This window comes from Leisingera sp. ABM4_101, from assembly GCF_056158725.1.
In genome coordinates this window covers 3,056,946-3,078,296 of sequence record NZ_JBSWTV010000002.1, presented here as the reverse complement: position 1 = coordinate 3,078,296, position 21,351 = coordinate 3,056,946, and the positions used below count along the sequence as shown (strand labels likewise).

General features: G+C 62.6%; 22 protein-coding genes. 10 read left to right on the top strand and 12 right to left on the bottom strand.

Annotation, left to right across the window (positions count from 1 at the left end):
* Positions 1 to 51: 51 nt before the first annotated feature.
* The 3 genes from ACXAEK_RS16205 to guaA form a co-directional block, all read right to left on the bottom strand.
* Positions 52 to 936 carry a DMT family transporter gene (locus tag ACXAEK_RS16205; RefSeq protein WP_475043447.1) on the bottom strand — a complete coding sequence of 295 codons (885 nt, stop codon included), beginning with the start codon at positions 934 to 936 and terminating at the stop codon, positions 52 to 54.
* A 126-nt stretch (positions 937 to 1,062) separates the two neighbouring features.
* Positions 1,063 to 2,580 (bottom strand): hypothetical protein, encoded by a 1,518-nt coding sequence (locus tag ACXAEK_RS16200; RefSeq protein ID WP_475043445.1) that lies wholly within the window; start codon positions 2,578 to 2,580, stop codon positions 1,063 to 1,065.
* A gap of 150 nt (positions 2,581 to 2,730) precedes the next feature.
* A complete protein-coding gene (gene guaA / locus ACXAEK_RS16195) occupies positions 2,731 to 4,299 on the bottom strand; it encodes a glutamine-hydrolyzing GMP synthase (protein WP_475043443.1) in 1,569 nt (522 codons plus the stop codon).
* A gap of 241 nt (positions 4,300 to 4,540) precedes the next feature.
* Between guaA and ACXAEK_RS16190 the strand changes: the two genes are divergently transcribed.
* On the top strand, positions 4,541 to 6,085 hold the full coding sequence (locus ACXAEK_RS16190) for a trimethylamine methyltransferase family protein (protein ID WP_475043441.1): 1,545 nt from the start codon (positions 4,541 to 4,543) through the stop codon (positions 6,083 to 6,085).
* On the opposite strand, the gene ACXAEK_RS16185 is transcribed toward ACXAEK_RS16190, so the two are convergent.
* Positions 6,078 to 6,452 carry a DUF6477 family protein gene (locus ACXAEK_RS16185; protein ID WP_475043439.1) on the bottom strand — a complete coding sequence of 125 codons (375 nt, stop codon included), beginning with the start codon at positions 6,450 to 6,452 and terminating at the stop codon, positions 6,078 to 6,080. The two genes, ACXAEK_RS16190 and ACXAEK_RS16185, sit on opposite strands and share 8 nt — an antisense overlap.
* Before the next feature lie 381 nt (positions 6,453 to 6,833).
* On the opposite strand from ACXAEK_RS16185, the gene ACXAEK_RS16180 reads away from it, so the two are divergent.
* Both ACXAEK_RS16180 and ACXAEK_RS16175 read left to right on the top strand, forming a co-directional pair.
* Positions 6,834 to 7,394, top strand: coding sequence for a hypothetical protein (locus ACXAEK_RS16180; RefSeq protein WP_475043437.1), 561 nt, complete (start codon positions 6,834 to 6,836; stop codon positions 7,392 to 7,394).
* Complete coding sequence (locus ACXAEK_RS16175; RefSeq protein WP_475043435.1) at positions 7,352 to 7,753, top strand: DUF6456 domain-containing protein; 402 nt, start codon at positions 7,352 to 7,354, stop codon at positions 7,751 to 7,753. Before ACXAEK_RS16180 ends, ACXAEK_RS16175 begins: the two co-directional genes overlap by 43 nt.
* A gap of 73 nt (positions 7,754 to 7,826) precedes the next feature.
* On the opposite strand, the gene ACXAEK_RS16170 is transcribed toward ACXAEK_RS16175, so the two are convergent.
* The gene (locus tag ACXAEK_RS16170; protein WP_475043434.1) at positions 7,827 to 8,375 is read right to left on the bottom strand and encodes a redoxin family protein; all 549 of its coding nucleotides are present in this window, start codon (positions 8,373 to 8,375) and stop codon (positions 7,827 to 7,829) included.
* A gap of 194 nt (positions 8,376 to 8,569) precedes the next feature.
* Positions 8,570 to 9,484, bottom strand: coding sequence for a hypothetical protein (locus ACXAEK_RS16165; RefSeq protein ID WP_475043433.1), 915 nt, complete (start codon positions 9,482 to 9,484; stop codon positions 8,570 to 8,572).
* Between the two features lie 208 nt (positions 9,485 to 9,692).
* On the opposite strand from ACXAEK_RS16165, the gene lipA reads away from it, so the two are divergent.
* Positions 9,693 to 10,646 (top strand): lipoyl synthase, encoded by a 954-nt coding sequence (gene lipA, locus ACXAEK_RS16160; RefSeq protein ID WP_475043431.1) that lies wholly within the window; start codon positions 9,693 to 9,695, stop codon positions 10,644 to 10,646.
* Entirely contained in the window at positions 10,643 to 11,785 is a 1,143-nt protein-coding gene (locus tag ACXAEK_RS16155; protein ID WP_475043430.1) for an amidohydrolase, read from the top strand. Before lipA ends, ACXAEK_RS16155 begins: the two co-directional genes overlap by 4 nt.
* 3 nt (positions 11,786 to 11,788) lie before the next feature.
* Here ACXAEK_RS16155 and ACXAEK_RS16150 read toward each other — a convergent pair whose 3' ends face one another.
* The gene (locus ACXAEK_RS16150; RefSeq protein ID WP_475043429.1) at positions 11,789 to 12,133 is read right to left on the bottom strand and encodes a hypothetical protein; all 345 of its coding nucleotides are present in this window, start codon (positions 12,131 to 12,133) and stop codon (positions 11,789 to 11,791) included.
* Positions 12,134 to 12,377: 244 nt separating this feature from the next.
* Positions 12,378 to 12,923: a hypoxanthine phosphoribosyltransferase gene (gene hpt, locus ACXAEK_RS16145; protein WP_475043428.1), complete on the bottom strand. Its 546-nt coding sequence runs from the start codon at positions 12,921 to 12,923 to the stop codon at positions 12,378 to 12,380.
* 74 nt (positions 12,924 to 12,997) lie between these two features.
* Between hpt and ACXAEK_RS16140 the strand changes: the two genes are divergently transcribed.
* A complete protein-coding gene (locus tag ACXAEK_RS16140) occupies positions 12,998 to 13,444 on the top strand; it encodes a type II toxin-antitoxin system RatA family toxin (protein WP_475043426.1) in 447 nt (148 codons plus the stop codon).
* Positions 13,445 to 13,537: 93 nt separating this feature from the next.
* Positions 13,538 to 14,179, top strand: coding sequence for a class I SAM-dependent methyltransferase (locus ACXAEK_RS16135; protein ID WP_475043424.1), 642 nt, complete (start codon positions 13,538 to 13,540; stop codon positions 14,177 to 14,179).
* Between the two features lie 85 nt (positions 14,180 to 14,264).
* Here ACXAEK_RS16135 and ACXAEK_RS16130 read toward each other — a convergent pair whose 3' ends face one another.
* The 4 genes from ACXAEK_RS16130 to ACXAEK_RS16115 form a co-directional block, all read right to left on the bottom strand.
* Positions 14,265 to 15,446: an ammonium transporter gene (locus ACXAEK_RS16130; protein WP_475043423.1), complete on the bottom strand. Its 1,182-nt coding sequence runs from the start codon at positions 15,444 to 15,446 to the stop codon at positions 14,265 to 14,267.
* 162 nt (positions 15,447 to 15,608) lie between these two features.
* Entirely contained in the window at positions 15,609 to 16,082 is a 474-nt protein-coding gene (locus ACXAEK_RS16125; protein WP_475043421.1) for a CinA family protein, read from the bottom strand.
* Positions 16,079 to 16,576, bottom strand: coding sequence for a phosphatidylglycerophosphatase A family protein (locus ACXAEK_RS16120; protein ID WP_475043419.1), 498 nt, complete (start codon positions 16,574 to 16,576; stop codon positions 16,079 to 16,081). The genes ACXAEK_RS16125 and ACXAEK_RS16120 overlap by 4 nt, the downstream gene beginning before the upstream one ends.
* Positions 16,573 to 17,709: a bifunctional 2-C-methyl-D-erythritol 4-phosphate cytidylyltransferase/2-C-methyl-D-erythritol 2,4-cyclodiphosphate synthase gene (locus tag ACXAEK_RS16115; RefSeq protein ID WP_475043417.1), complete on the bottom strand. Its 1,137-nt coding sequence runs from the start codon at positions 17,707 to 17,709 to the stop codon at positions 16,573 to 16,575. The genes ACXAEK_RS16120 and ACXAEK_RS16115 overlap by 4 nt, the downstream gene beginning before the upstream one ends.
* Before the next feature lie 182 nt (positions 17,710 to 17,891).
* On the opposite strand from ACXAEK_RS16115, the gene dusB reads away from it, so the two are divergent.
* From dusB to ACXAEK_RS16100, 3 genes are read left to right on the top strand one after another with little or no spacing between them, the layout of a single operon-like run.
* Positions 17,892 to 18,878 carry a tRNA dihydrouridine synthase DusB gene (dusB, locus tag ACXAEK_RS16110; RefSeq protein WP_475043416.1) on the top strand — a complete coding sequence of 329 codons (987 nt, stop codon included), beginning with the start codon at positions 17,892 to 17,894 and terminating at the stop codon, positions 18,876 to 18,878.
* Positions 18,875 to 19,951 carry a two-component system sensor histidine kinase NtrB gene (locus tag ACXAEK_RS16105; RefSeq protein WP_475043415.1) on the top strand — a complete coding sequence of 359 codons (1,077 nt, stop codon included), beginning with the start codon at positions 18,875 to 18,877 and terminating at the stop codon, positions 19,949 to 19,951. Before dusB ends, ACXAEK_RS16105 begins: the two co-directional genes overlap by 4 nt.
* Before the next feature lie 3 nt (positions 19,952 to 19,954).
* A complete protein-coding gene (locus ACXAEK_RS16100; RefSeq protein ID WP_475043413.1) occupies positions 19,955 to 21,319 on the top strand; it encodes a response regulator in 1,365 nt (454 codons plus the stop codon).
* Positions 21,320 to 21,351 lie beyond the last annotated feature (32 nt).

The window sequence follows — 21,351 nt, the reverse complement described above, 5'->3', positions numbered from 1 at the left end:
GCAGAATTTCGGCAAATCAATGCTAACGATGGGGAAACCTGCGGGAATCGATCAATTTCCGGCAGTTTTCACAGGTCTTCCTGCAACTAGATTAAGATAATTTGCAATGCAGATGACCGCAGCCCCGCTCAGCACCCAGGCATCCAGCGGCTCGCCATAGATCACCATACCCAGGATCGCGATGGCCGGCAGGCGGGCAAAGTCCACCGGCACGACGGTGCTGGCAGGGGCCAGCGACAGGGCTGTGGTCAGGCAGAAATGCGCGGTGAGCCCGGCAATGCCGATCAGCACCAGCCAGGGCAGGGTGGCGGCGTCCGGCAGCGCTATGTCGCCGTCCCAGCCCGCCGCCAACAGGCCAAAGACAAGCTGCATCGAGGTCAGCCAGAACAGAATCGACCCGGTTTTCTCATGCACAGTCAGCCGCTTGGTCAGAATAGCTGTGAGTGCAAAGAAAATTGCGCAACTGGCGGCGGCGGTAAGTCCCAGGCTCAAGCTGTCCGGGCTGGGGCGGGCAACGATCAGGATCCCGGCAAACCCCAGCCCCACAGCCAGCAGCCGGCGCCGGGTCAGCACTTCCCCCAAGAGCAGCGGCGACAGGATGATCACCCAAAGGGGCGAGGTGAATTCCAGCGCAAAAACCTGTGCCAGCGGCACCAGCGTCACAGCCAGAAACCACAGGTTCTGGCCGGTGAAATGGAACAGGTTGCGCAGCAGGTGGACGCTGAGCCGGGACCGGCTCACCTGATGCCAGCGCCCGGTGGCCGTCAGCACTGCCAGCACGATCAGCAGCCCCACCAGGCTGCGGTAAGTCATGATTTCGAAGGTGTCCAGCGTCAGCCCTGCCTCGCGCCCGGCAATCGCCATCGCGGAAAAGGACACGATAGCGCCGACCATCCAAAGGGCTGCAAGCCCCGCGCGTGCTTCTTTGTCTGTCATGGCTGCCCCAAGGTTCCGCTGCAGGGAGAGAAAAGGGGCATTTGGCGGCGCAGGTCAAGCGAGCAGAAGCACCCCGGGTGGCTCCGGGGCGCCTGCTAGACAGGCTTGAGGCCGGCAGGGCCGGGTTCAGGCGGCAGCATGCGCCAACTGGGTCGTGATTGCAGGCGCGGCCAAGGATTTGCCGCTTTGGATATATCCTGCAGCCACTTTCTTTGCGTCAAAGCGCATCCGGGTCAGCAGGGTACGGATTTCCGCGGTCAGTGCCTGGATGACCTCCGGCTGGTTCCGGGTGGCGTTTTTCTTTTCTGGCAGCACAGGATCGCCGCTATGGCCCAGGGCCTCCAGCAGACGGGCTGCGCCTTCCGGCTTGGAGACCTCTTCCAGTTGCGCTTCTACAAAGTTGATGCGGTCCCCGTATTTCTGCTGGTAATAGGCATAGCGGGCTTCCATTTCCATCGCGTACCATATGGCCCAGCCAATCTGCCCCATCTGCTGGAAGGGCGCCGGGTTCACGATCTTGTTGCTGTAGCGCATGTCCAGATACCATTGCCAGGGAATGGTGATGTTCTGGAAATCGTTGCGGCCGACATAGCTGGCGCATTGCTTGGCCATGTCGCGCCGCAGAATGATGACGGTGCTGCGGCGGCGGAGACTGCTTTCGGACAAGGACTCAATCAGCCCGCATTTTCCCAGCGTGTGGTTGGATTCCGCATATGGGGCTTGCAGCGAGGCCAGCTTGGCCTCCCAGAAATCCCACATCACCCCGTCCATGCCAACGGTGTTGAAGGTGCGCATATGGCGGATTTCCGGCATAGCCGTGCCGAAATCATCAATGCCCAGCGGTTCGTGCACCGAATTGACCCCCAGGTTGTCGCCAAGAAATTGCGCCAGCCAGGCCGTGCCGGTGCGTCCGGCGGAGAGCGTAAAGATGAAGTCGCTTTTGCTTGGCTCTGCGGGGTTGACTGCTGCCGCGGCCACGATAGGAGACCGGTAGCCGAATTTACGGATTTCCTTGGCGCATTGCCGGGCCACGATGCCTGCGGCCTCGGGATGTTCTGTGTACATGGTTTTCGGATCGGCACCGGCTTTAGGGCGGAATGCCCCCTTAGTGCGCAAGCCGGAGAACCGTTCCCACAGCCCATCAATGCCTAAGGCAGCGATGTCCTCCTCAAGATGCTCATAGCGCAGGTAGACATCCAGCGCGTTAGGACCCGCCAGCGGCGCAATACGGCGGTTTTCGCACAGCATACTGCGGAAGCAGCTTACGAACTGTCCAAACGTGATCCCCCGCGCTTCCATCCTTTCCCAATAGTAGCGGGAGATCATCGCGTCATAGGGATCCCGGCAGATTGTGACCTTGGTGTAGCTGTCCCAGATCTCCTGTGGAATCTGCTCTTTGATCAGCGCGGCGGATACATGATTGTACAGATTCGCCTTGGTCTGCGAGCCGTCCGGCCAGGTTTGTTGCTGATGGTTTTGTGCACCTGGATAGCCAAGCAATTCGCGCAGGGCCTCATCTTCCGGAGAAATCGGCGTGATGACGCTGGCCTCGTCGCAGAAACTGGACAAGGCGATTTCAAATGAAGTGCCACCGACCTTTTTGGTCTTGATGAAGATGAGTTTCAGCGGGTGGCAAATGATCATTGGATTCTCCAATACCGGCGGTGTTTGAGGAATTATTTCAAAAACACCTGACGGATTGGTTAATCAAACGGGCAACGGCCTGAATTCGATGCCGGATTGCCTGAAAAGAAAACCCCGGCCGCTTGGGGCCGGGGCAGATCAATTGCCGGATCACTCCCACTCGATGGTGCCCGGAGGCTTGGAGGTGATGTCGTAGGTGCAGCGGTTGATGCCTTTGACCTCGTTGATGATCCTTGTGGCGGTCTCCCCCAGGAATTCATGGCTGAACGGGTAGTAATCTGCGGTCATGCCATCGACAGAGGTCACCGCGCGCAGGGCGCAGGCATAGTCATAGGTGCGGCCATCGCCCATCACGCCAACGGTGCGGACCGGCAGGATCGCCACAAAGGCCTGCCAGATATCGTCATACAGGCCGTGTTTGCGGATCTGGTCGATATAGATCGCATCCGCCTCGCGCAGGATCTCCAGCTTTTCGCGGGTGATCTCGCCGGGGCAGCGGATCGCCAGACCCGGCCCGGGGAAGGGGTGGCGGCCGATGAAGCTCTGCGGCAGGCCCAGTTCGCGGCCCAATGCGCGGACCTCGTCCTTGAACAGCTCGCGCAGCGGCTCGACCAGTTTCAGGCCCATCTTCTCCGGCAGGCCGCCCACATTGTGGTGCGATTTGATGGTGACCGAAGGGCCGCCCGAGAAGGACACGGATTCAATCACATCCGGATACAGGGTGCCCTGCGCCAGGAACTCGGCGCCGTCGATGGTGTCGGCGTGTTTCTGGAACACGTCGATGAACAGCTTACCGATGATCTTGCGCTTGGTTTCCGGGTCGCTTTGCCCGTCCAGCTCGCCCAGGAACAGATCGCTTTCATCGGCGTGGATCAGCTGGATGTTGTAGTTGTCGCGGAACATCGAGACGACTTCTTCCGCTTCGTTCTTGCGCAGCAGGCCGTGGTCCACGAACACACAGGTCAGCTGGTCGCCGATCGCCTCGTGGATCAGGATCGCCGCGACGGACGAATCCACACCGCCGGACAATCCGCAGATCACCTTCTTGTCGCCGACCTGCGCGCGGATCTTCTCGATCATCTGCTCGCGGTAGGCGCCCATGGTCCAGTCGCCTTCGAACCCGGCCAGACGCACAAAGTTCTCATACAGTTTGGCACCGTTCGGCGTGTGATGCACTTCCGGGTGGAACTGCACCGCATAGAAATTGCGGCTGACATCGGCAGTGATGGCATAAGGCGCGTTGGGGGAGGTGCCGTAAACCTCGAACCCCGGGGCGATCTTGCTGACGTGGTCGCCATGCGACATCCAGACCTGCTCGCGGTCGTTGTCATTGGCAAACCAGCCTTCCAGCAGCGGCGGCGTCTCCACCGTGGGGGTCACATAGGCGCGGCCGAATTCGGCGGTGCCATGGCCGCTTTCCACCTTGCCGCCCAGCTGGTGCATCATCACCTGCTGGCCATAGCAAATGCCCAGGATCGGCACGCCATAGTCGAAAATCTCCTGCGGTGCCCGGGGGCTGCCCTCGCGGGTCACACTGTCCGGCCCGCCCGAGAAGATCACCGCCTTGGGCGCCAGCTTGCGCACAAAGTCCATGGTGACATTCTGATAGGGGTGGATTTCGCAATAGACGTTCAGCTCGCGCAGGCGGCGCGCAATCAGCTGCGTGACCTGGCTGCCAAAGTCGATGATGAGAAGGCGGTCATGGGATGTCTCTGTCATGCACGCGCCATAGGGCAGGATCGCAATTTCTGCAAGAGGAATTGGGGGTTCAAGGGCAGGCGCTGCCGATTTTCACGGGGTCCCGCCTGTGCCCGCAGAAACGAAGCAGTTGTCTGCAGGCGCGGTGGAAAATGCCCCGCCAATGTCGCTTTTCAACTTGAATGGCCGTTATCCTGCGGCGCGGGGCCGTGCGCTGGCTATAATACCCATCGCAATGAAATGCCTGTGGTGAGGATAAACCATGACAGAAGCAGCACCGCGCCGTCGCGCCCGGGGCGGCGGCGGCGCAGCCCGCCGCGCCGAACGCACCAGCGTCAAGATCGAGACCGCCAAGTACATCCAGCGCAACATCCCGAACTTCGAAGTTCTGAACGATGAAGCGCTGGAAATCATCGAGTACAACGCGGACACCATCCTGGAAGAAGTCGGCGTCAACTTTGTTGACAACCCGGCCGCACTGGAGCGCTGGCGTGAAGCGGGTGCAGACGTTCAGGGCGAGCGCGTGCGCATTCCCCGCGGCCTGGCCCGCAAGCTGTGCGCCACAGCACCGTCGGAATTCACCCAGCATGCCCGCAACCCCGAGAAATCGGTGGTTATCGGCGGCAAGAACCTGGTGCTGGCACCGGTCTACGGCCCGCCGTTTGTGCGCGACGCCGCGGGCGGCCGCCGCTATGCCACCATGGACGACTTCAGCAAGTTCGTGAAACTGGCCTATATGTCCAAGTGGCTGCACCACTCCGGCGGCACCGTCTGCGAGCCCACCGACATCCCGGTCAACAAGCGCCACCTGGACATGCTGATGGCGCATATGACCCTCAGCGACAAGCCGTTCATGGGCTCTGTCACCGAACCCAGCCGCGCCCAGGATTCCGTCGATATGGCCGGCATCCTGTTCGGCAAGGAGTTCGTGCAGAACAACACCGTGATGACCTCGCTGACCAACATCAACTCGCCGATGACCTTCGACGACGTGATGATGGGCTCGCTGGAAGTCTACGCCAAGAACAACCAAGCCTGCATCATCTCGCCCTTCATCGTCGGCGGCGCGATGGCGCCGGTGTCGGTTGCGGGCACCCTGACGCAGGTGCTGGCCGAAGTGCTGGCAGGCGTTGCCTACAGCCAGCTGGTCCGCCCCGGCGCCCCGGTGATCTTTGGCGCCATGGTGACCTCGATCGACATGAACTCCGGCGCGCCGACCTTCGGCACCCCCGAGGCCTCGCACATCACCTATGGCGCAGGCCAGCTGGCCCGCCGCATGAACCTGCCGTTCCGTTCGGCCGGCTCCTTCTGCGGCTCCAAGCTGCCCGATGCGCAGGCAGCCTATGAAACCGCCAACTCGCTCAACATGGGCCTGCTGTCCGGCGTGAACTTCATGCTGCACTCCTGCGGCTGGCTTGAGGGCGGCCTGGTTGCCGACTTCGAGAAGTTCGTGATGGACGCCGACCAGCTGGGCGTGCTGCACGGCCTGGCCAAGGGGGTTTCGATGGACGAAAACGCCCAGGCGATGGGCGCCATCCGCGAAGTTGGCCCCGGCGGCCATTACCTGGGCTGCGAACACACCCAGGCGAACTTCAAATCGGCCTTCTGGAAAACCGACCTGCTCGACTACAAACCGTTCGAGCAGTGGGAAGAGGAAGGCGCGCGCGACACCTATGCGCTGGCCACCAACCGGGTTGAGAAACTGCTGGCCACCTATGAACAGCCGGCCCTTGATCCGTCGATCAAGATGGCGCTGGACGAATACGTGGCTGAGAAAAAGGCCTCGATGCCTGACGCCTTCATGTAATCGCAGCTGAAACGGAAACCGGGCAGGGGGACGCTCCCTCTGCCGGGGCGGAACGGCGGTCCTGGCGGGCCGCCGTTTTTGCTGGCGACCGGGTCCGCAGCAGCGCCGCTTCGCCTGCCAGCGCGATCAGAATGTCCACATGGCGGATCATCGAATACCCGGCCGCGCCGGATTTGCGCGCTGCGTTTATCTCCTCTTCCATCTCCAGCAGGCGCATGGCTGCCGCCGCGGGCTTAGGCAGCGTCCCATAGCCCAGGATCCGGCGCAGATCGCGCTGGCGGCAATAATTCTGTACGCCAAGCCGGGCAGCCCGGGACAGAATCCGCGGGCGCCGGAGCAACGTCAGCCGGGTGAATATGTCCTGCATTATGCTCTCCTTTCCTAACTCTGTGCCGGCTCTGCTATAACACAACTTATCGTGGTGTTGCGGGGAGGTCGCTACCGGCGAACGGTACGTTTTGTGATGATTATTTATTTTCTGGAAACAATACCGCCTGAACCGTTCTTTCGTTCACTTACAGTCAGGCGTTCTTGCACAAGCCTCAGGCGTATCTGATTGCGGCTGACCGGCGGCCTGGCTGACGACCGGGGTTGAAAAATGCAAAACATACCGCACGCGTCCCTGCCTGGCTGGGTGCCGCTTGAGACATGCCGCTATCTATTGCACACAGAGGCCGGCAGGCCGATCCGCCAGCTGGCGCGCAAGGCGGGGTGCCATCCCTCTACCATATTGCGGCAGGTGCGGCGGGTGGAAACCCTGCGGGATGATCCGCTGATAGACGAGGTGCTGACCTATCTTGCCGGACGCTACCAGACAGACTCTGCGGCGCCGGGCAAGCCGCCGGCCGGGCGGGGCGGCCGCGGGCTGGTTTCCGGCTTTGAGCAGGAGGCAGCCAGTGTCCTGACCCTGCTGAGCCGCGGCGGGGCGGTCCTGGCGGCGGCAGAGGGCATGGAAATGGCCGTTGTGGTCAGGGAAGGCGCAGAGGCAGACGGCCAGAAGGTCGCGGTCTCGCGGCCGCTGGCCGGGGCGCTGGCCCTGATGGGGTGGATTTCCTGCGCCCGCCGGGGCCGGATCAGCCGCTATGCCATCACCACAGCGGGGCGCAATGCGCTAAAGCGGATCATTGCCGATCAGGAGAACCGGCCCGCGCCCGGCTGGAAGGCGGATTCGCTGAAGCCCAGGCGCCGTTTATGCCTGCCGAGGACCCGGACAAGGCAGCCTATGGCCGCAGGGCGCGCTACAGCGGATCAGAAACGCCGCTGGAAATGCTGGCCCGCCTCTCGGACAAGGACGGGAAACCGTTTCTGACACCGGGGATGGTCCGGGCTGGCAAACGCCTGAGGGAAGATTTTGAACTGGCCCAGATCAGCAGCCATGTAATGCAGGAGAAACTCTATTTCTCCCCAGACCGCCAGGAGCTGCGCAGCAACAGCCACGAAGCCGCAGCCGCCGCGCATAAACGGATGACAGAGGCGCTGCAGGCGCTTGGCACCGGGCTGGGCGACATCGCCCTGCGCTGCTGCTGTCATCTGGAAGGGATGGAAACCGCCGAGCGCAACCTTGGCTGGCCGGCCCGTTCCGGCAAAGTGGTCCTGCGCATCGCGCTGCAGCATCTGGCGGACTATTACGGCGTCAGTGGCCCGCAGGAGACAGAGCTGATCGGCTGATCACGCAGGCCGCGCAACAAAAACGGGCCCGCACTTGGCGGGCCCGCAGAATGTCCGGAAGCTGCAGCCTGCCTTAGGCGGCGACTTCTGCCTTGGCTTCTTTCAGGTGCTTCAGCACGTTTTCCGGTGCCGAGACGCCATAGGGGTCTTCGCCGTGGTTGTCGGACAGGCCCGGCTCTTCGAACCATGCTTCGACCACGCCGTTGTTGACGATGGCCGCATAGCGCCAGGAGCGGTTGCCGAAGCCCAGGTTGTCCTTGGCGACCAGCATGCCCATCTTGCGGGTGAACTCGCCGGAGCCGTCCGGGATCACGTCCACGTTTTCCAGCTCCTGCGCGCGCGCCCAGGCGTTCATCACAAAGCTGTCGTTCACCGACATGCAGTAGATCGCGTCGATGCCTTCGGCCTGGAAGTCGGCAAAGCCTTTTTCAAAGCCCGGCAGCTGGTAGGTGGAGCAGGTCGGGGTAAAGGCGCCCGGCAGCGAGAACAGCACAACGCGCTTGCCTGCAAAGTAGTCAGCGGTGGTCTTGTCTTCCCAGCGGAACGGGTTCGGGCCCTCGATCAACTCGTCGCGAACGCGGGTGTGGAAGGTCACGTCGGGCAGCTTAACGCCAGCTTTCATTTCGGGATGCTCCTGAAGGTGGAATGTCATTCGGCGCGCAGGCTTAAAATGATTCTAAGCTGGTATCAACATTTGCGTGAGCTTGTTTTGAAGGTTCTGCACAAACGCCGCAGCGGGCGGCGCAAATGCGCCGCCGGTCCGGCGGAACGCGGCAGGCCATTGCTGCCGTAACCCTATGCCATGAGGGCTGAAATCTAGGCCGCAGCCTTCTTGATCGTCACCGTGGTGCCGCGGACCTTGCGCTCGGCGGCGGTGGTCAGATCGTTGAACTTCTTGAGGGTGGCCAGCAGCTTCTTCTTGTCCTTGGAGTCATTGATGGCGCCCGGGAATTTCTTCTTCACGCTCTGGTACTGGTCGTTGATCTTCTTCAGATCCTTGAACTTCGCCGCTGCCGCCTTCAGGTCCGGCGCGGCGGCCTTCAGATCCTCGCCGGCCTTCTCGATTGCCGCCACGCAATGGCCATTGATCGCTTTCACCAGCGCGCCCACCCGGTTGGTGTATTTCTTCAGGTTCCGGTCCACCAGCAGCTGCGGCAGCTCAGTCGCATCCAGCTTCTTGTCGTGGCTGCCGTCGCTTTCCTTGAGGATCTTGTCGGCCGTCTTCTGGAAGTTCGCGGCATAGAATTTCTGCGCCGCGTTCAGCTTGCCCTCATACTGGACGGCCTTCTTCACTTCGGCGGCTTCCTTGGCCAGGGTATCGCGCAAAGCCTCGATATCCTTCTTGGAAGCAGAGGATTTGGAGCGTTTCTTCAGGTCCTTGTCGATATCGCCGGCCAGTTTCTGGATCTTCGCCAGATGCGCCTGCGCCTCCTTGCAGAAGCCGAGCATCGCATCCAGCTCCTGCTGATGAATGTCCACCGCCTTGTTCCAGGTGGTCAGCCCGTCCTTGAAATGCTTGTTCTTCTGCAGGTCGGCCATCTTCTTGGACTCGACCCCGTCCTTGCGCGCCTTGGCCAGGCTTTCGCGGAAGTAATCCTCGCCCTCCCAGGCGTTGCCCAGCGAAATGCCGACACGTTTCTTCAGCTTTTCGCCCTCGGCGGTGGTGTATTTCTTGGCCCCGGCCGCCAGTTTCTTATGTTCCGCTTTGAACTTCTCCAGCTCCTTGGCCATGGGTCCCTCCCTGAACTCGTTAACGGCGCTTTTGCCTTGCACAGCTAGACTATGTGTTCCGCAGCGGCATTTTGGCAAAGGAAAACGGCAAAAATCCACGGTATGAGCCATGTCAAGGACGCAAGGCTGGGTTGCCGATAGCCGGGTGTCAATGGCCGGAACCTATGTTACACCTTGGCCAAGTCAGAAGCCGGAAGGGAAAAACCACGTGCGAGACCTGAAAATCCCGGAGCAGCGCCACCCCGAAAAGGCGCACCGTCCCGACAATGCTCAGCCGAAAAAGCCAAGCTGGATCCGGGTCAAGGCGCCGGGCGGGCAGGGCTATGCGGACACCCACAAGATCATGCGCGAGCATAAGCTGACCACGGTTTGCGAGGAGGCCGGCTGCCCCAACGTCGGCGAATGCTGGAGCCAGGGCCACGCCACCATGATGATCATGGGCGAGGTCTGCACCCGCGCCTGTTCCTTCTGCAACATCGCCACCGGCAAGCCGCCAGAAGCGCTGGATGTGTTCGAACCCGGCCGGGTGGCCGATGCGGTGCAGAAACTGGGCCTGAAACACGTTGTGATCACCTCCGTTGACCGCGATGATATTGAGGACGGCGGGGCAGAGCATTTTGCCCAGACCATCCGCGCGGTGCGCCACCGCTCGCCGGATACCACCATCGAAATCCTGACCCCGGATTTCCTGAAATGCGACCCCTCGGTGCTGGAAACCGTGGTCGAGGCGCGCCCTGACGTGTTCAACCACAATCTGGAAACCGTGCCGGGCCTTTACCCTGAAGTCCGTGCCGGTGCGCGCTATTTCCACTCCCTGCGGCTCTTGCAGCGCGTGAAGGAACTGGATCCCTCCATGTTCACCAAATCCGGCATTATGGTCGGCCTGGGCGAGGATGCACAGGCGGTCAAGCAGGTGATGGACGACATGCGTGCGGCGGATGTCGACTTCCTGACCATCGGCCAGTACCTGCAGCCGACGCCCAAGCACCACGCCGTGGACCGCTTCGTGACGCCCGAGGAATTCAAATCTTACGAGAAAGCCGCCTATGGCAAGGGCTTCCTGATGGTCTCGGCAACGCCGCTGACCCGTTCCTCCTACCACGCGGGCGATGACTTTGCCCGCCTGCGCGACGCGCGCAACAAGAAGCTGGGCCTGGCATGACGCCGGACCGTCTGGCACAGCTTACCGCGCTGCGCCACGCCCTGCACCAGATCCCCGAGGTGTCCGGCGCTGAGGAAAAGACCGCCGCCATGGTGGCGGATTATCTGCGGCACTATGAGCCTGACCAACTGCTGACCGGTCTCGGCGGCCATGGCGTTGCGGCGGTCTATGAGGGCAGGGAAGACGGCCCCGCAGTGCTGATCCGCTGCGAACTCGACGGCTTGCCGATCGAGGAGCTTTCCAGCCAGCCCTACCGCTCCACCCATGCAGGCCGCGGCCATCTTTGCGGCCATGACGGCCACATGACGATGGTGGCGGCGCTGGCAAAGGATCTGTCTGCCAGCCGCCCGGCCAAAGGCCGCGCAGTGCTGCTGTTCCAGCCGGCCGAGGAAACCGGCAAGGGCGCGCCTGCCGTGATTGCCGACCCCGCGTTCGCGCAGATCGCGCCGGACTATGCTTTTTCGCTCCACAACCTGCCGGGGCTGCCGGTGGGGCAGGTTGCCTTGTGCTCCGGCCCGGCCAACTGCGCCTCGCGCGGCATGCGGATCCGGCTCACCGGCAAGACTTCCCACGCTGCCGCGCCGCAGGACGGGGTGTCGCCTGCCGGTGCCATTTCCCAGCTTCTGCCAGGCCTGATTGCCTTGGGCGGCGGCGGTGACTTAGGCCCGGATTTTGCCCTGGTCACCCTGACCCATGCGCATCTGGGCGAGGCCACCTTTGGCATCGCCCCCGGCTACGGCGAGGTCTGGGCCACCCTGCGCACCGTCACAGACGCCCGCATGGATCAGCTGATTGCAGATGCCACGGGTTTGGCCGAACAGGTCTGCGCGGCGGAGGGGCTGGCTGTCTCAATCGAATTCGACGACGTCTTTGACGCCTGCACCAATCATCCGGAGGCGGTGGAGCTTTTGCAGGCGGCCTGTGCCGCGGCGGGGCATCCGGCGCAGATGCAGGACAGGCCCCAGCGCTGGTCCGAGGATTTCGGCCAGTTCGGCAAACAGGCCAAGGCGGCGATGTTCTGGCTGGGCTCCGGCACGGATCAGCCGCAGCTGCATAACCCGGATTTCGATTTTCCGGATGCAGCAATCCCGGCCGGGGCCGGGATCTTTTTGCACGTTCTCAAAAACTTGCTCGGCTGACCCTTACTGGGTCAGCGCATTGACCACGGCCACTGCGCCGATGATCGCCAGCGTGTCCTTGACCACCTCAAAGATCTTGTCGCCCTGGCGCACATAGCGGTGCCCCTCACGCGGCGGCTCCAGCCCCCAGCGGTGATAGTCATCCACATAAATCCAATCGCCGCCCTGGATATGGCCATGGTCATGGCCGTGTTTGGCGCGGTGGCGCTTCTTCACCTGGCCCGGCGCATAATGGGCCGCGCTGTTCTTGTGGCCCGGTGCCCATTTCGGCGGTCCGGCGTGCGAGGCTTCGGGGGCAAGGGCAAGGCTCATGGCTGCCGCTGCGGCTGCCGCCACTATCTTGTTCATCGCGGATGTCCTGTCGTCACTGCGTCTGCCCATCAGTTGATCGAGCCGGGCAGAAAAGGCAAATCCGCTACGCTGAAAAACGCCGGCGGCAGGCATCTGGCAAGCAAAGCTGCGCCGGTTTCCGCAAGTGCCCAGGTTTTTGATTTTTGTGGTATTTTTGCACAGCGCGGAACATCCGCTGCGCAGGGGGTGTACGGGGGGTGCACAGGGGGTGCACGCATGTCACCCCCGGTCTGTGGCCGCTTCAGCCCTCGCCGGTGAACCGCACCTTGCCGATATGGGGAAGGTTCCGGTTGCGCTGCGCATAGTCGATGCCATAGCCGACAACAAACTCATCCGGGATCTCAAAGCCGATCCAGTCGGCCCGGAAATCCACCTCGCGCCGCGACGGCTTGTCCAAGAGCGCAATGGACTTCAGCCGCGCGGGCTCACGGCTTTTCAGCAGGTTCACCACATGGTTCAGCGTGTGGCCGGTGTCGACGATATCTTCCACGACCAGCACGTCCCGCCCTTCAATGGCGCCGCGCAAGTCCTTGAGAATACGCACTTCCCGGCTGCTTTCCATCGAGTCGCCGTAAGAGGAGGCTTCCAGGAAATCGACCTCGATCGGCAGGTCCAGCTCGCGCACCAGATCAGCGATGAACACAAAACTGCCGCGCAACAGGCCGACCACAACCAGCTTGTCGGTATCGCCGAATTCGCGATGGATTTCCGCGCAAAGCTCCTCGATCCGCGCGGCAATCGCCTTGGCCGAGATCATCACATCAATGACATATGGACGCTGTGTCATGGCTGCCCCCTTGAATTTCCCGCGCGTACATAGGACATCACGCCCGGTAATTGTAGCAGAAAATCAGCGGACAGATGCCCACACACTCGGAAACCCGCCAGATGCCTTACTCGGCTCAGCAGATGTACGATCTGGTTGCCGACGTCGCGCAGTACCCGAAATTCCTGCCTTGGTGCGCCGCGGCCCGTATCCGCAGCCGTGCTCCGATGGGCGGGGCCGAGGTGATGGAAGCGGATCTGGTGATCTCCTTCAAGGTCTTCCGCGAGCGGTTCGGCAGCCGGGTAACCCTTTATCCTGGCGAGAGAAAAATTGACACCGAGTATCTGGACGGCCCGTTCCGCTACATGAAATCCCATTGGATTTTCACCCCGCGCGAGGACGGCACCTGCGACGTCGACTTCTTTGTCGATTTCGAGTTCAAGAACGCGGTGCTGCAGGGGATCATCGGCGTTGTCTTCAACGAAGCAATGCAGCGGATCGTGCGCGCCTTTGAACGGCGCGCGGCGGAACTGTATGGCTAAGGGGCCGCAGGCCGGAAACCGCTTGACCTAAAGCGGGCTTCAAGTCGTATCACCGCCGGGAACTGAGATTTCCAATGGAAGGAACGACCCGAGATGGAGCAGGAATTCTGGCAGGCGCGCTGGCGCGAGAACCGCATCGGCTTTCACGAGGCGGCGCCCAACTCTATGCTGACCAAGCATTTTTCCCGGCTGGACCTGAAAGCCGGCCAATCCGTCTTTGTCCCGCTTTGCGGCAAGGCGCTGGACTTGGATTGGCTGCTGGCGCAGGGGCTGCGGGTCACGGGGGCGGAGTTCAACCAGGGTGCTGTTGAAGAGGTCTTTGCCCGCCAGGGGCTTGAGCCGGAGGTCGTCCGGCAGGGGGACCTCCTGCGGTATCAGGCGGGTGCGCTGACGTTGTTTGCCGGTGACTTCTTTGCGCTCACCTCCGTGCAGGCCGGCGCCGCGGATGCAGTTTATGACCGGGCCGCGCTGGTGGCGGTAAAACCTGAGGACAGAATGGCTTATGCGGCGCATCTGAACCGGATCACAGGCACCGCGCGGCAGTTGCTGATCGGTTTCGATTATGACCAGTCGCTGATGCAGGGACCGCCGTTTTCCGTGCCTGGGAGTCTTGTGCAGACGCTCTACCGGGGCACACATGCGATCAATCTGGCCGGGGAGCGCCCCGCAGACGGCCGGATCGGCGAGCGCTGCAACGCGCTGGAGCAGGTCTGGTTGCTAACCCCGTTGACCTGAAACGTAAAACGGGTCCCCGAGGGGACCCGTCCGGTGCGAAATATGCACCTTCTGCCGTGAGTGGTGGCATTCGTCAAAGCCGGGGTCAGCTGTTCATGTCGTATGCGCGCTCACCATGAACAGAGAGATCGAGGCCGTTGGTCTCGCTTTCAAGATCCACGCGCAGGGATGTGATCAAAGCGGAGATCTTCACCAGCGCAATGGTTACCACCACGGTGAAGATGCCGACGATCACCAGCGCACCCAGCTGCGCAGCCCAGGCACCGGCGCCGAAGACGGCGATCATGATGGTGCCGAAGATGCCGCCGACGCCGTGTACTGCGAACACATCCAGGGTGTCGTCGATCTGCATCTTGTTGCGCACCAGGTTGACCATCTCCTGGCACAGCACGCCGGCAATGGCACCGATGATCAGCGCTTCCATCGGGCCGACAAAGCCGGACGCCGGGGTGATCGAGGCGAGGCCTGCAATGGTGCCGGTGACCAGGCCCACAAGGGAGGCCTTGCCGTATTTGATCTTCTCCCACAGCGCCCAGGTGAGCGAGGCGGTGGCGGCGGAGATATGGGTTACGGTCAGCGCCATTGCCGCGCCGCCGTCTGCGGCCAGCTGCGAGCCGCCGTTGAAGCCGAACCAGCCGACCCACAGCATCGCCGCGCCGATCATCACATAGCCGGGGTTGTGCGGCGGGATGGCGCGGTTTTTGCGCGGGCCCAGGAAGAAGGCGATGATGAGGGCTGCGAGGCCTGCGGTCTCATGCACCACGATGCCGCCGGCAAAGTCCTTGACGCCAACGTCACCGAAGATACCGCCATCCGCCAGAAAGCCGCCGCCCCAGATCCAATGCACCACCGGCGCGTAGCACAAGAGCATCCACAGGCCCGAGAACACGAGGACGAAGCCAAAGCCGACGCGCTCCACATAGGCGCCGACGATCAGCGCAGGTGTAATGATGGCGAATGTCATCTGAAAGGCAAAGAACAGAACCTCGGGCAGGGTGCCGGACAGGCTGTCAGCGGTGACGCCGTTCAGGAACATCTTGTCCAGACCGCCCCAGATGCCGGAAGTGCCGCTGCCGAAGGCAATCGTGTAGCCGAAAGCCAGCCATAGAACGCTCATCAAACAGGCAATGGCGTAGCAATGCATGAAGACGCTGAGCACATTGCGGGCACGCACCAGCCCGCCGTAGAACAGGGCGAGCCCTGGCAGTGTCATGAAGAGGACCAGGGCCGTGGCCACAATGATCCATGCGGTATCCGCTCCGTTCATCCGTTTGTTCCTTCCCCTAAAAAAACGGTGGCTATGGGGAAAGCGGAAAGGCGGCGCAGAAAAAAGAGGCAGCCGTGCGGAATGCGCCCAAAAACGGGGCTTTTTCAGGAGTGCTGAAATTTTGAGCGGGCTTTGGCGGGCGCTGCCCGGAATGCGGCCGGTTTACGAAACTGCCTGCATCAGCAACGAAAGCGCGTGGCCGCGGGCAGCTTCGCGCACCCTGGCGCGGCCCAGGGCGCCGAACTCGACAGTCTCGGTTGTGGCTTTTTGGCCTGCGCGGGCGAGGCCAAAGCAGACGCGGCCTTCGGGTTTGAACTCTGACCCGCCGGGGCCTGCGATGCCGGTGACCGAGACCGCCAGCGAGACGCCTGCTTTTTTCACCGCGCCCATTGCCATTTCCGCGGCAACCTCTTCGCTGACAGCGCCTTTGGTCGCCAGCGTTTCAGCGCGCACGCCCAGCATCTGCATCTTGGCGGCATTGGAATAGGTGACAAAGCCCCGGTCCACCACTGCAGAGGAGCCTGGTATGTCTGTCAGCGCCGCCGCGATCATGCCGCCGGTGCAGCTTTCGGCCGTGGCGATGGTGAGACCTGCCGCCTTGGCCTCAGCGATCAGCTTGGAGACGTTGATGCTCATAACCCCAGAACCCCGTGCGAGAAACCGGCCAGCAGGACGACGCCGATGGCGGCCAGGATGCCGGCGATGACATCATCCATCATAACCCCGAACGGACCCTTTTTGCGATCCGCCCAGCCGACGGGGCCGGGTTTCCAGATGTCGAACAGGCGGAACAGGGTAAAAGCGGCGATCCAGCCGGGCCAGAGCGCAGTGATCTCGATGCCCTTGCTCCAGGCCGGGTAGGAAATGGCCCAAAGCGCCAGCCACTGGCCTGCAACCTCGTCAATGACGATTTCCGAGGGGTCGTGGTTGCTGCTGCCTGCGGTCATCACCTTGGTCGCCCAGAGGCCTGCGGGGATGCTGGCCAGCGTTGCCAGCGCCAGCAGCGGGAAGCCGCCCAGCTGGTGCAGCGCATAGGCCAGCGGCAGCGCCGCCAGCGAGCCCCAGGTGCCAGGCGCGGGGCGCAGATAGCCGACGCCGCAGACGGTGCCGATTGCTTGGGCCAGTGTCATGCTTTTATCAGCGCCGCGGTGGCAATGGCTGCGATACCCTCGCCGCGGCCGGTGAAGCCGAGGCGCTCTGAAGTGGTGGCCTTGATTGACACCCGGTCTGCGCCGATGCCCAGGATTTCAGCCATCACCGCGCGCATTTTAGCGGCATGCGGGCCAACCTTGGGGTATTCGCAGACAAGCGTGCAGTCGACGTTCGACAGGGTGAAACCCATCTCCCGCGCGAGACTGGCGGCGTGGCGCAGGAAAATCTCGCTGGCGGCACCTTTCCATTGCGGGTCGGAGGGCGGGAAGTGCTGACCGATGTCGCCCTGTGCCAGTGCGCCATAGATGGCATCGGTGACAGCATGCATGCCGACATCAGCGTCGGAATGGCCCTGCAGGGTTTTCTCGTGCGGGATTTCCACCCCGCATAGGATCACGCTGTCGCCGGGGCCGAAGCGGTGCACGTCGTAGCCGTTGCCAAGCCTGATATCCATGTCTGCTCCCAGAATGCGCTCCGCCCGGGTGAAATCCTCGGGGCGGGTGATTTTGATGTTGTCCGGCTCGCCCGGAATGATGCGGACGTCAAGGCCTGCAGCGCGCGCCACCTCGACATCGTCAGCGGCCCCGCCCGGGTGGGCAAGATGAGCCGCCAGAATGTCCTGAAACCGGAAACCCTGGGGTGTCTGCGCGGCAAATAGCCCGTTGCGGTCCTGGGTACCGGTGACGCTGCCATCCGCACCGGTCCACAGCGCATCAGTCACCGCAAGCGCCGGGGCTGCGGCAGGTGTTTCGTCCAAGGCATTGAGAATGCTGTGGATCAGGGCAGGGCTGACACAGGGGCGGGCGGCGTCGTGGATCAGCACCTTGTCCACGCCGTGCGGCTCCAGCGCCTTCAACCCGTTCAGGACGGAGGCGGCCCGTTCAGCGCCGCCTTCAGCGAGGACCAGACTGGGGCTGCCGGAGAATTCTTCCCAGGCGGGGGCGTCATCCGGTGACAGCACCAGAACCGTGAGGTCCACACCTGCATTTGCAAAGGCTTCGAGGGTCCAGTCGATCACCCGGCGCCCTTTGAGCGAGCGCCATTGCTTGGGCGTTCCGCCGCCTGCGCGGGTGCCGCGTCCGGCGGCGACGATCAGGGCGGCTGTGGTCATGCGGTCCTCGTGCGGAAGTTCCCGCATTGTTTAGGAGGTGGCGCAGGAAGTGGCAATCACCCCGCGGAATGTGATTAAAAAATAGGCAAATGAAGTGCGGCAGCCGCTTGCAGAGGCGCAATTCATTGCTGCATAGCAGAAGCTTCGGGTAAAAACCTCTCAGTTGCACAAGGATTAGGCAGTTGTCCTTCACGCTTGGAACCACCTCCATGTCCCCGCCCATCGCGCTGGCGCCGATGGCGGGAATCACCGACCGGCCGTTCCGGGATCTGGTCCGCTCCTTTGGCGTCGGGCTGATGGTGAGCGAAATGGTTGCAAGCCAGGAAATGGTGCAGGCCAAGCCAGGCGTGCGCGAGCGGGCCGAGCTGAGCGCGGATGTGGAGAACACCGCGGTGCAGCTGGCGGGGCGGGACGAGTACTGGATTGCCGAGGCAGCGAAGCAGGTCGCCGGGCAGGGCGCACGGATCATCGACATCAACATGGGCTGCCCCGCCAAGAAGGTGACAAACGGCTATTCCGGCTCTGCCCTGCTGAAAACGCCGGACCACGCGCTGAAGCTGATCGAAGCCGTGGTGGGCGCGGTCGATGTGCCGGTGACGCTCAAGACCCGGCTGGGCTGGGACGACAACTGCCTGAATGCGCCGGATGTGGCGCGCCGGGCCTGCGAGGCCGGGGTGCAGATGGTGACGATCCACGGCCGCACCCGCTGCCAGTTCTATAAGGGCTCCGCCGATTGGGCCGCAATCCGGGGTGTGAAGGACGCGGTGACTGTACCGCTGCTGGCCAATGGCGACATCGTTGATACTGCCTCTGCGCGGCGGGCGCTGGAGCAGTCTGGCGCCGATGGTGTGATGATCGGACGCGGGGCCGAAGGAAAGCCTTGGCTGCTGGCAGAAGTGGCGCATCACCTGTGGGGCACACCGGCGCCGGATGTGCCTGCGGGAGATGCGCTTATTCAAATGGTTTCAGACCATTACCGGGCAATGCTCGACTTCTACGGGGAAGACTTGGGGGTGCGGGTCGCGCGCAAGCATCTGGGCTGGTACATGGATGAGGCCGGGACAGGCCCCGCCATGCGCCGTGCAGTGCTGACAGAGAAGAATCCGGCGGAAGTGCTGGCGCTGTTGCCGGAGGCGCTAAGCGTTGAAAGACCGGAGGCTGCCGCATGATGGACAGCGCCGCCCTCTGGGCCTCTCTTCCGGTGCCGGTGTTTCTGATCGACGTGCAGGACAGGATTGCCGATGTGAACGCGGCCGGTGAAGGGTTTCTCAATGCCTCCCGCAAGGCGCTGGTGGGGCAGCCGGTCTGGGACACGCTGGCCATTGATGCACCGATCGAGGAGGCTTTTGTGCGTGCCCGGGAGCAGAGTACGCCGCTTTTCGTGAATGATATCGACGTTGGCTCCGGCAACCGGGCGCCGCTGCAATGCGGGGTGCAGATCGCACCGCTGCAAGGGCAGGAGGGGGTGATGCTGCTTATGGTCACCCCGCGGGAGCTGGCCGGGCGGATGACGCAGACCCATTCCGCCAAATCCGCCGCCGCCTCAGCCATTGGCATGGCGGAGATGCTGGCGCATGAGATCAAGAACCCGCTGGCGGGCATCACCGGTGCGGCGCAGCTCCTCAGCATGGGGCTGGGACCGGAAGACCTGGAGCTGACTGACCTGATTGTCAGCGAAGGCCGCCGCATCGTGAAGCTGCTGGAGCAGGTGGAGCAGTTCGGCAACCTGACGGAGCCCGCATTCCAGCCGGTGAACCTCCATGATGTTCTGGACCGGGCGCGCCGGTCTGCGCTCTTGGGCTTTGGTGCCCACATGACCATCACCGAACAATACGACCCCTCTTTGCCGATGGCCTGGGGCGATGCGGATCAGCTGCTTCAGGTGGTGCTGAACCTGTTGAGGAACGCCTCGGAAGCTGCTGATCCGAAGGGCGGAAGCATTCATATCCGAACCTTCTACGAGCACTCCTTCCGGCTGCGCCGCAGTGACGGAACCGGCAAGTTGCTGCCCCTGCAGATCGAGATTACCGACGACGGGCCGGGGCTTCCTGACAAGATTAAGGATGACATTTTCGACCCGTTTGTCTCGGGCCGGGAGAACGGCACCGGGCTGGGCCTTGCTTTGGTGAGCAAGATCGTCTCGGAGCATAATGGCTGGATTTCTGTTAGCTCGGTTCCCGGGCGCACAGTGTTCCGGCTGTCGCTGTCGCGCGTGCCGCGTGACGCAAAGCAGGAGAGCTGATCCATGGACGGCACCGTTCTGGTCGCTGACGACGACCGCACCATCCGCACTGTTCTGACCCAGGCGCTGACCCGCGCGGGCTGCAAAGTGCATGCGACCTCTTCACTCACGACGCTGATGCGCTGGGTGGGCGAGGGTAAGGGCGATGTGGTGATCTCGGACGTGATGATGCCGGACGGGAACGGGCTGGAAATGCTGCCCAAGATCCAGGCCGACCGGCCCGGGCTGCCGGTGATCGTGATCTCGGCGCAGAACACAATTATGACGGCGATCAAGGCAGAGGAGGCGGAGGCCTATGACTATCTGCCCAAACCCTTTGACCTGCCGGAGCTGATGAAGCGCACGGCCAAGGCGCTTGCGGCCAAACGGGTGGCGCCGGCGCCGCGTTCCGACGCAAAGGAGCGTCCAGAGGAACTTCCCTTGATTGGCCGCAGCGAGGTGATGCAGTCGCTGTACCGGTTGATCGCGCGGGTTATGAACACCGATCTGCCGCTGCTGGTTACAGGTGAAAGCGGCACTGGTAAGTCGCTGATCGTGCAGGCAATACATGACTTTTCCGACCGGCGGACATTGCCGTTTGTGCATGCGGATGCGGCGGATCTGATTGCGCTGGAGGGCCCGTCCCGTCTGTTGGCGCAAGTGAAGGGGGGCACCCTGGTCGTCGACGAACTTGCCGACCTGCCGGAGGAAGCGCAGGCGCGGCTGGTGCGGATGATGGATGTGCCGGGGGATCATGCGCCGCGGTTCATTGCCTCCAGCCAGAAGGACCTGGCCAAGGCGATGGAAAGCGGTGCGCTGCGCCAGGATCTCTATTACCGGATCTGCGGATCGGAACTGCATGTTCCAGCGCTGCGGGAGCGGGTGGAGGACATACCGCTGCTGGCGGAGCATTTCCTGATCAAGGCCGAGAACGAAGGCGCGCCGCACCGGGAGCTGAGCGAAGCTGCGCGGGAAGTGTTGCGCCGTTTTGCCTGGCCGGGCAATGTCCGGCAGCTGGAAAACACCGTCCGCCGGCTGGCGCTGACCTCGCGCAGCGAGGAAATCACCCAGGCGGATGCCGAGGCTGTTCTGGGGCCGCAAGCCGGACCGCAGCCTGCGGCCGCCGGTCTCGCTAATGAGAAACTGTCCGAAGCAGTAGGGCGCCATCTGCAGCGTTACTTCGACCTGCATGGCGACATGCTGCCGCCGCCGGGCCTCTATATGCGGCTGCTGCGCGAGGTGGAGACGCCGCTGATCGAAATCGCCCTGGCTGCCACCGGCGGCAACCAGGCGAAATGCGCTGAACTTCTGGGGATCAACCGGAATACGCTGCGGAAGAAGATCACAGATCTGGATATTGAGGTGACACGCCGCCGCAAACTGATGTAATATCGCCACAGAAATGTGGCATTGCCGTGAAT

What these genes read in the sequence shown, in the direction of transcription:
- ACXAEK_RS16205 (WP_475043447.1), bottom strand. Translation starts at nt 936, where the DNA reads ATGACAGACAAAGAAGCACGCGCGGGGCTTGCAGCCCTTTGGATGGTC.
- ACXAEK_RS16115 (WP_475043417.1), bottom strand. Translation starts at nt 17,709, where the DNA reads ATGACCACAGCCGCCCTGATCGTCGCCGCCGGACGCGGCACCCGCGCA.
- guaA (WP_475043443.1), bottom strand. Translation starts at nt 4,299, where the DNA reads ATGACAGAGACATCCCATGACCGCCTTCTCATCATCGACTTTGGCAGC.
- hpt (WP_475043428.1), bottom strand. Translation starts at nt 12,923, where the DNA reads ATGACACAGCGTCCATATGTCATTGATGTGATGATCTCGGCCAAGGCG.
- ACXAEK_RS16125 (WP_475043421.1), bottom strand. Translation starts at nt 16,082, where the DNA reads ATGAGCATCAACGTCTCCAAGCTGATCGCTGAGGCCAAGGCGGCAGGT.
- ACXAEK_RS16120 (WP_475043419.1), bottom strand. Translation starts at nt 16,576, where the DNA reads ATGACACTGGCCCAAGCAATCGGCACCGTCTGCGGCGTCGGCTATCTG.
- ACXAEK_RS16155 (WP_475043430.1), top strand. Translation starts at nt 10,643, where the DNA reads ATGACGCCGGACCGTCTGGCACAGCTTACCGCGCTGCGCCACGCCCTG.
- ACXAEK_RS16140 (WP_475043426.1), top strand. Translation starts at nt 12,998, where the DNA reads ATGCCCACACACTCGGAAACCCGCCAGATGCCTTACTCGGCTCAGCAG.
- ACXAEK_RS16130 (WP_475043423.1), bottom strand. Translation starts at nt 15,446, where the DNA reads ATGAACGGAGCGGATACCGCATGGATCATTGTGGCCACGGCCCTGGTC.
- ACXAEK_RS16100 (WP_475043413.1), top strand. Translation starts at nt 19,955, where the DNA reads ATGGACGGCACCGTTCTGGTCGCTGACGACGACCGCACCATCCGCACT.
- ACXAEK_RS16175 (WP_475043435.1), top strand. Translation starts at nt 7,352, where the DNA reads ATGCTGGCCCGCCTCTCGGACAAGGACGGGAAACCGTTTCTGACACCG.
- ACXAEK_RS16165 (WP_475043433.1), bottom strand. Translation starts at nt 9,484, where the DNA reads ATGGCCAAGGAGCTGGAGAAGTTCAAAGCGGAACATAAGAAACTGGCG.
- ACXAEK_RS16150 (WP_475043429.1), bottom strand. Translation starts at nt 12,133, where the DNA reads ATGAACAAGATAGTGGCGGCAGCCGCAGCGGCAGCCATGAGCCTTGCC.
- ACXAEK_RS16200 (WP_475043445.1), bottom strand. Translation starts at nt 2,580, where the DNA reads ATGATCATTTGCCACCCGCTGAAACTCATCTTCATCAAGACCAAAAAG.
- ACXAEK_RS16190 (WP_475043441.1), top strand. Translation starts at nt 4,541, where the DNA reads ATGACAGAAGCAGCACCGCGCCGTCGCGCCCGGGGCGGCGGCGGCGCA.
- ACXAEK_RS16105 (WP_475043415.1), top strand. Translation starts at nt 18,875, where the DNA reads ATGATGGACAGCGCCGCCCTCTGGGCCTCTCTTCCGGTGCCGGTGTTT.
- ACXAEK_RS16185 (WP_475043439.1), bottom strand. Translation starts at nt 6,452, where the DNA reads ATGCAGGACATATTCACCCGGCTGACGTTGCTCCGGCGCCCGCGGATT.
- ACXAEK_RS16135 (WP_475043424.1), top strand. Translation starts at nt 13,538, where the DNA reads ATGGAGCAGGAATTCTGGCAGGCGCGCTGGCGCGAGAACCGCATCGGC.
- ACXAEK_RS16170 (WP_475043434.1), bottom strand. Translation starts at nt 8,375, where the DNA reads ATGAAAGCTGGCGTTAAGCTGCCCGACGTGACCTTCCACACCCGCGTT.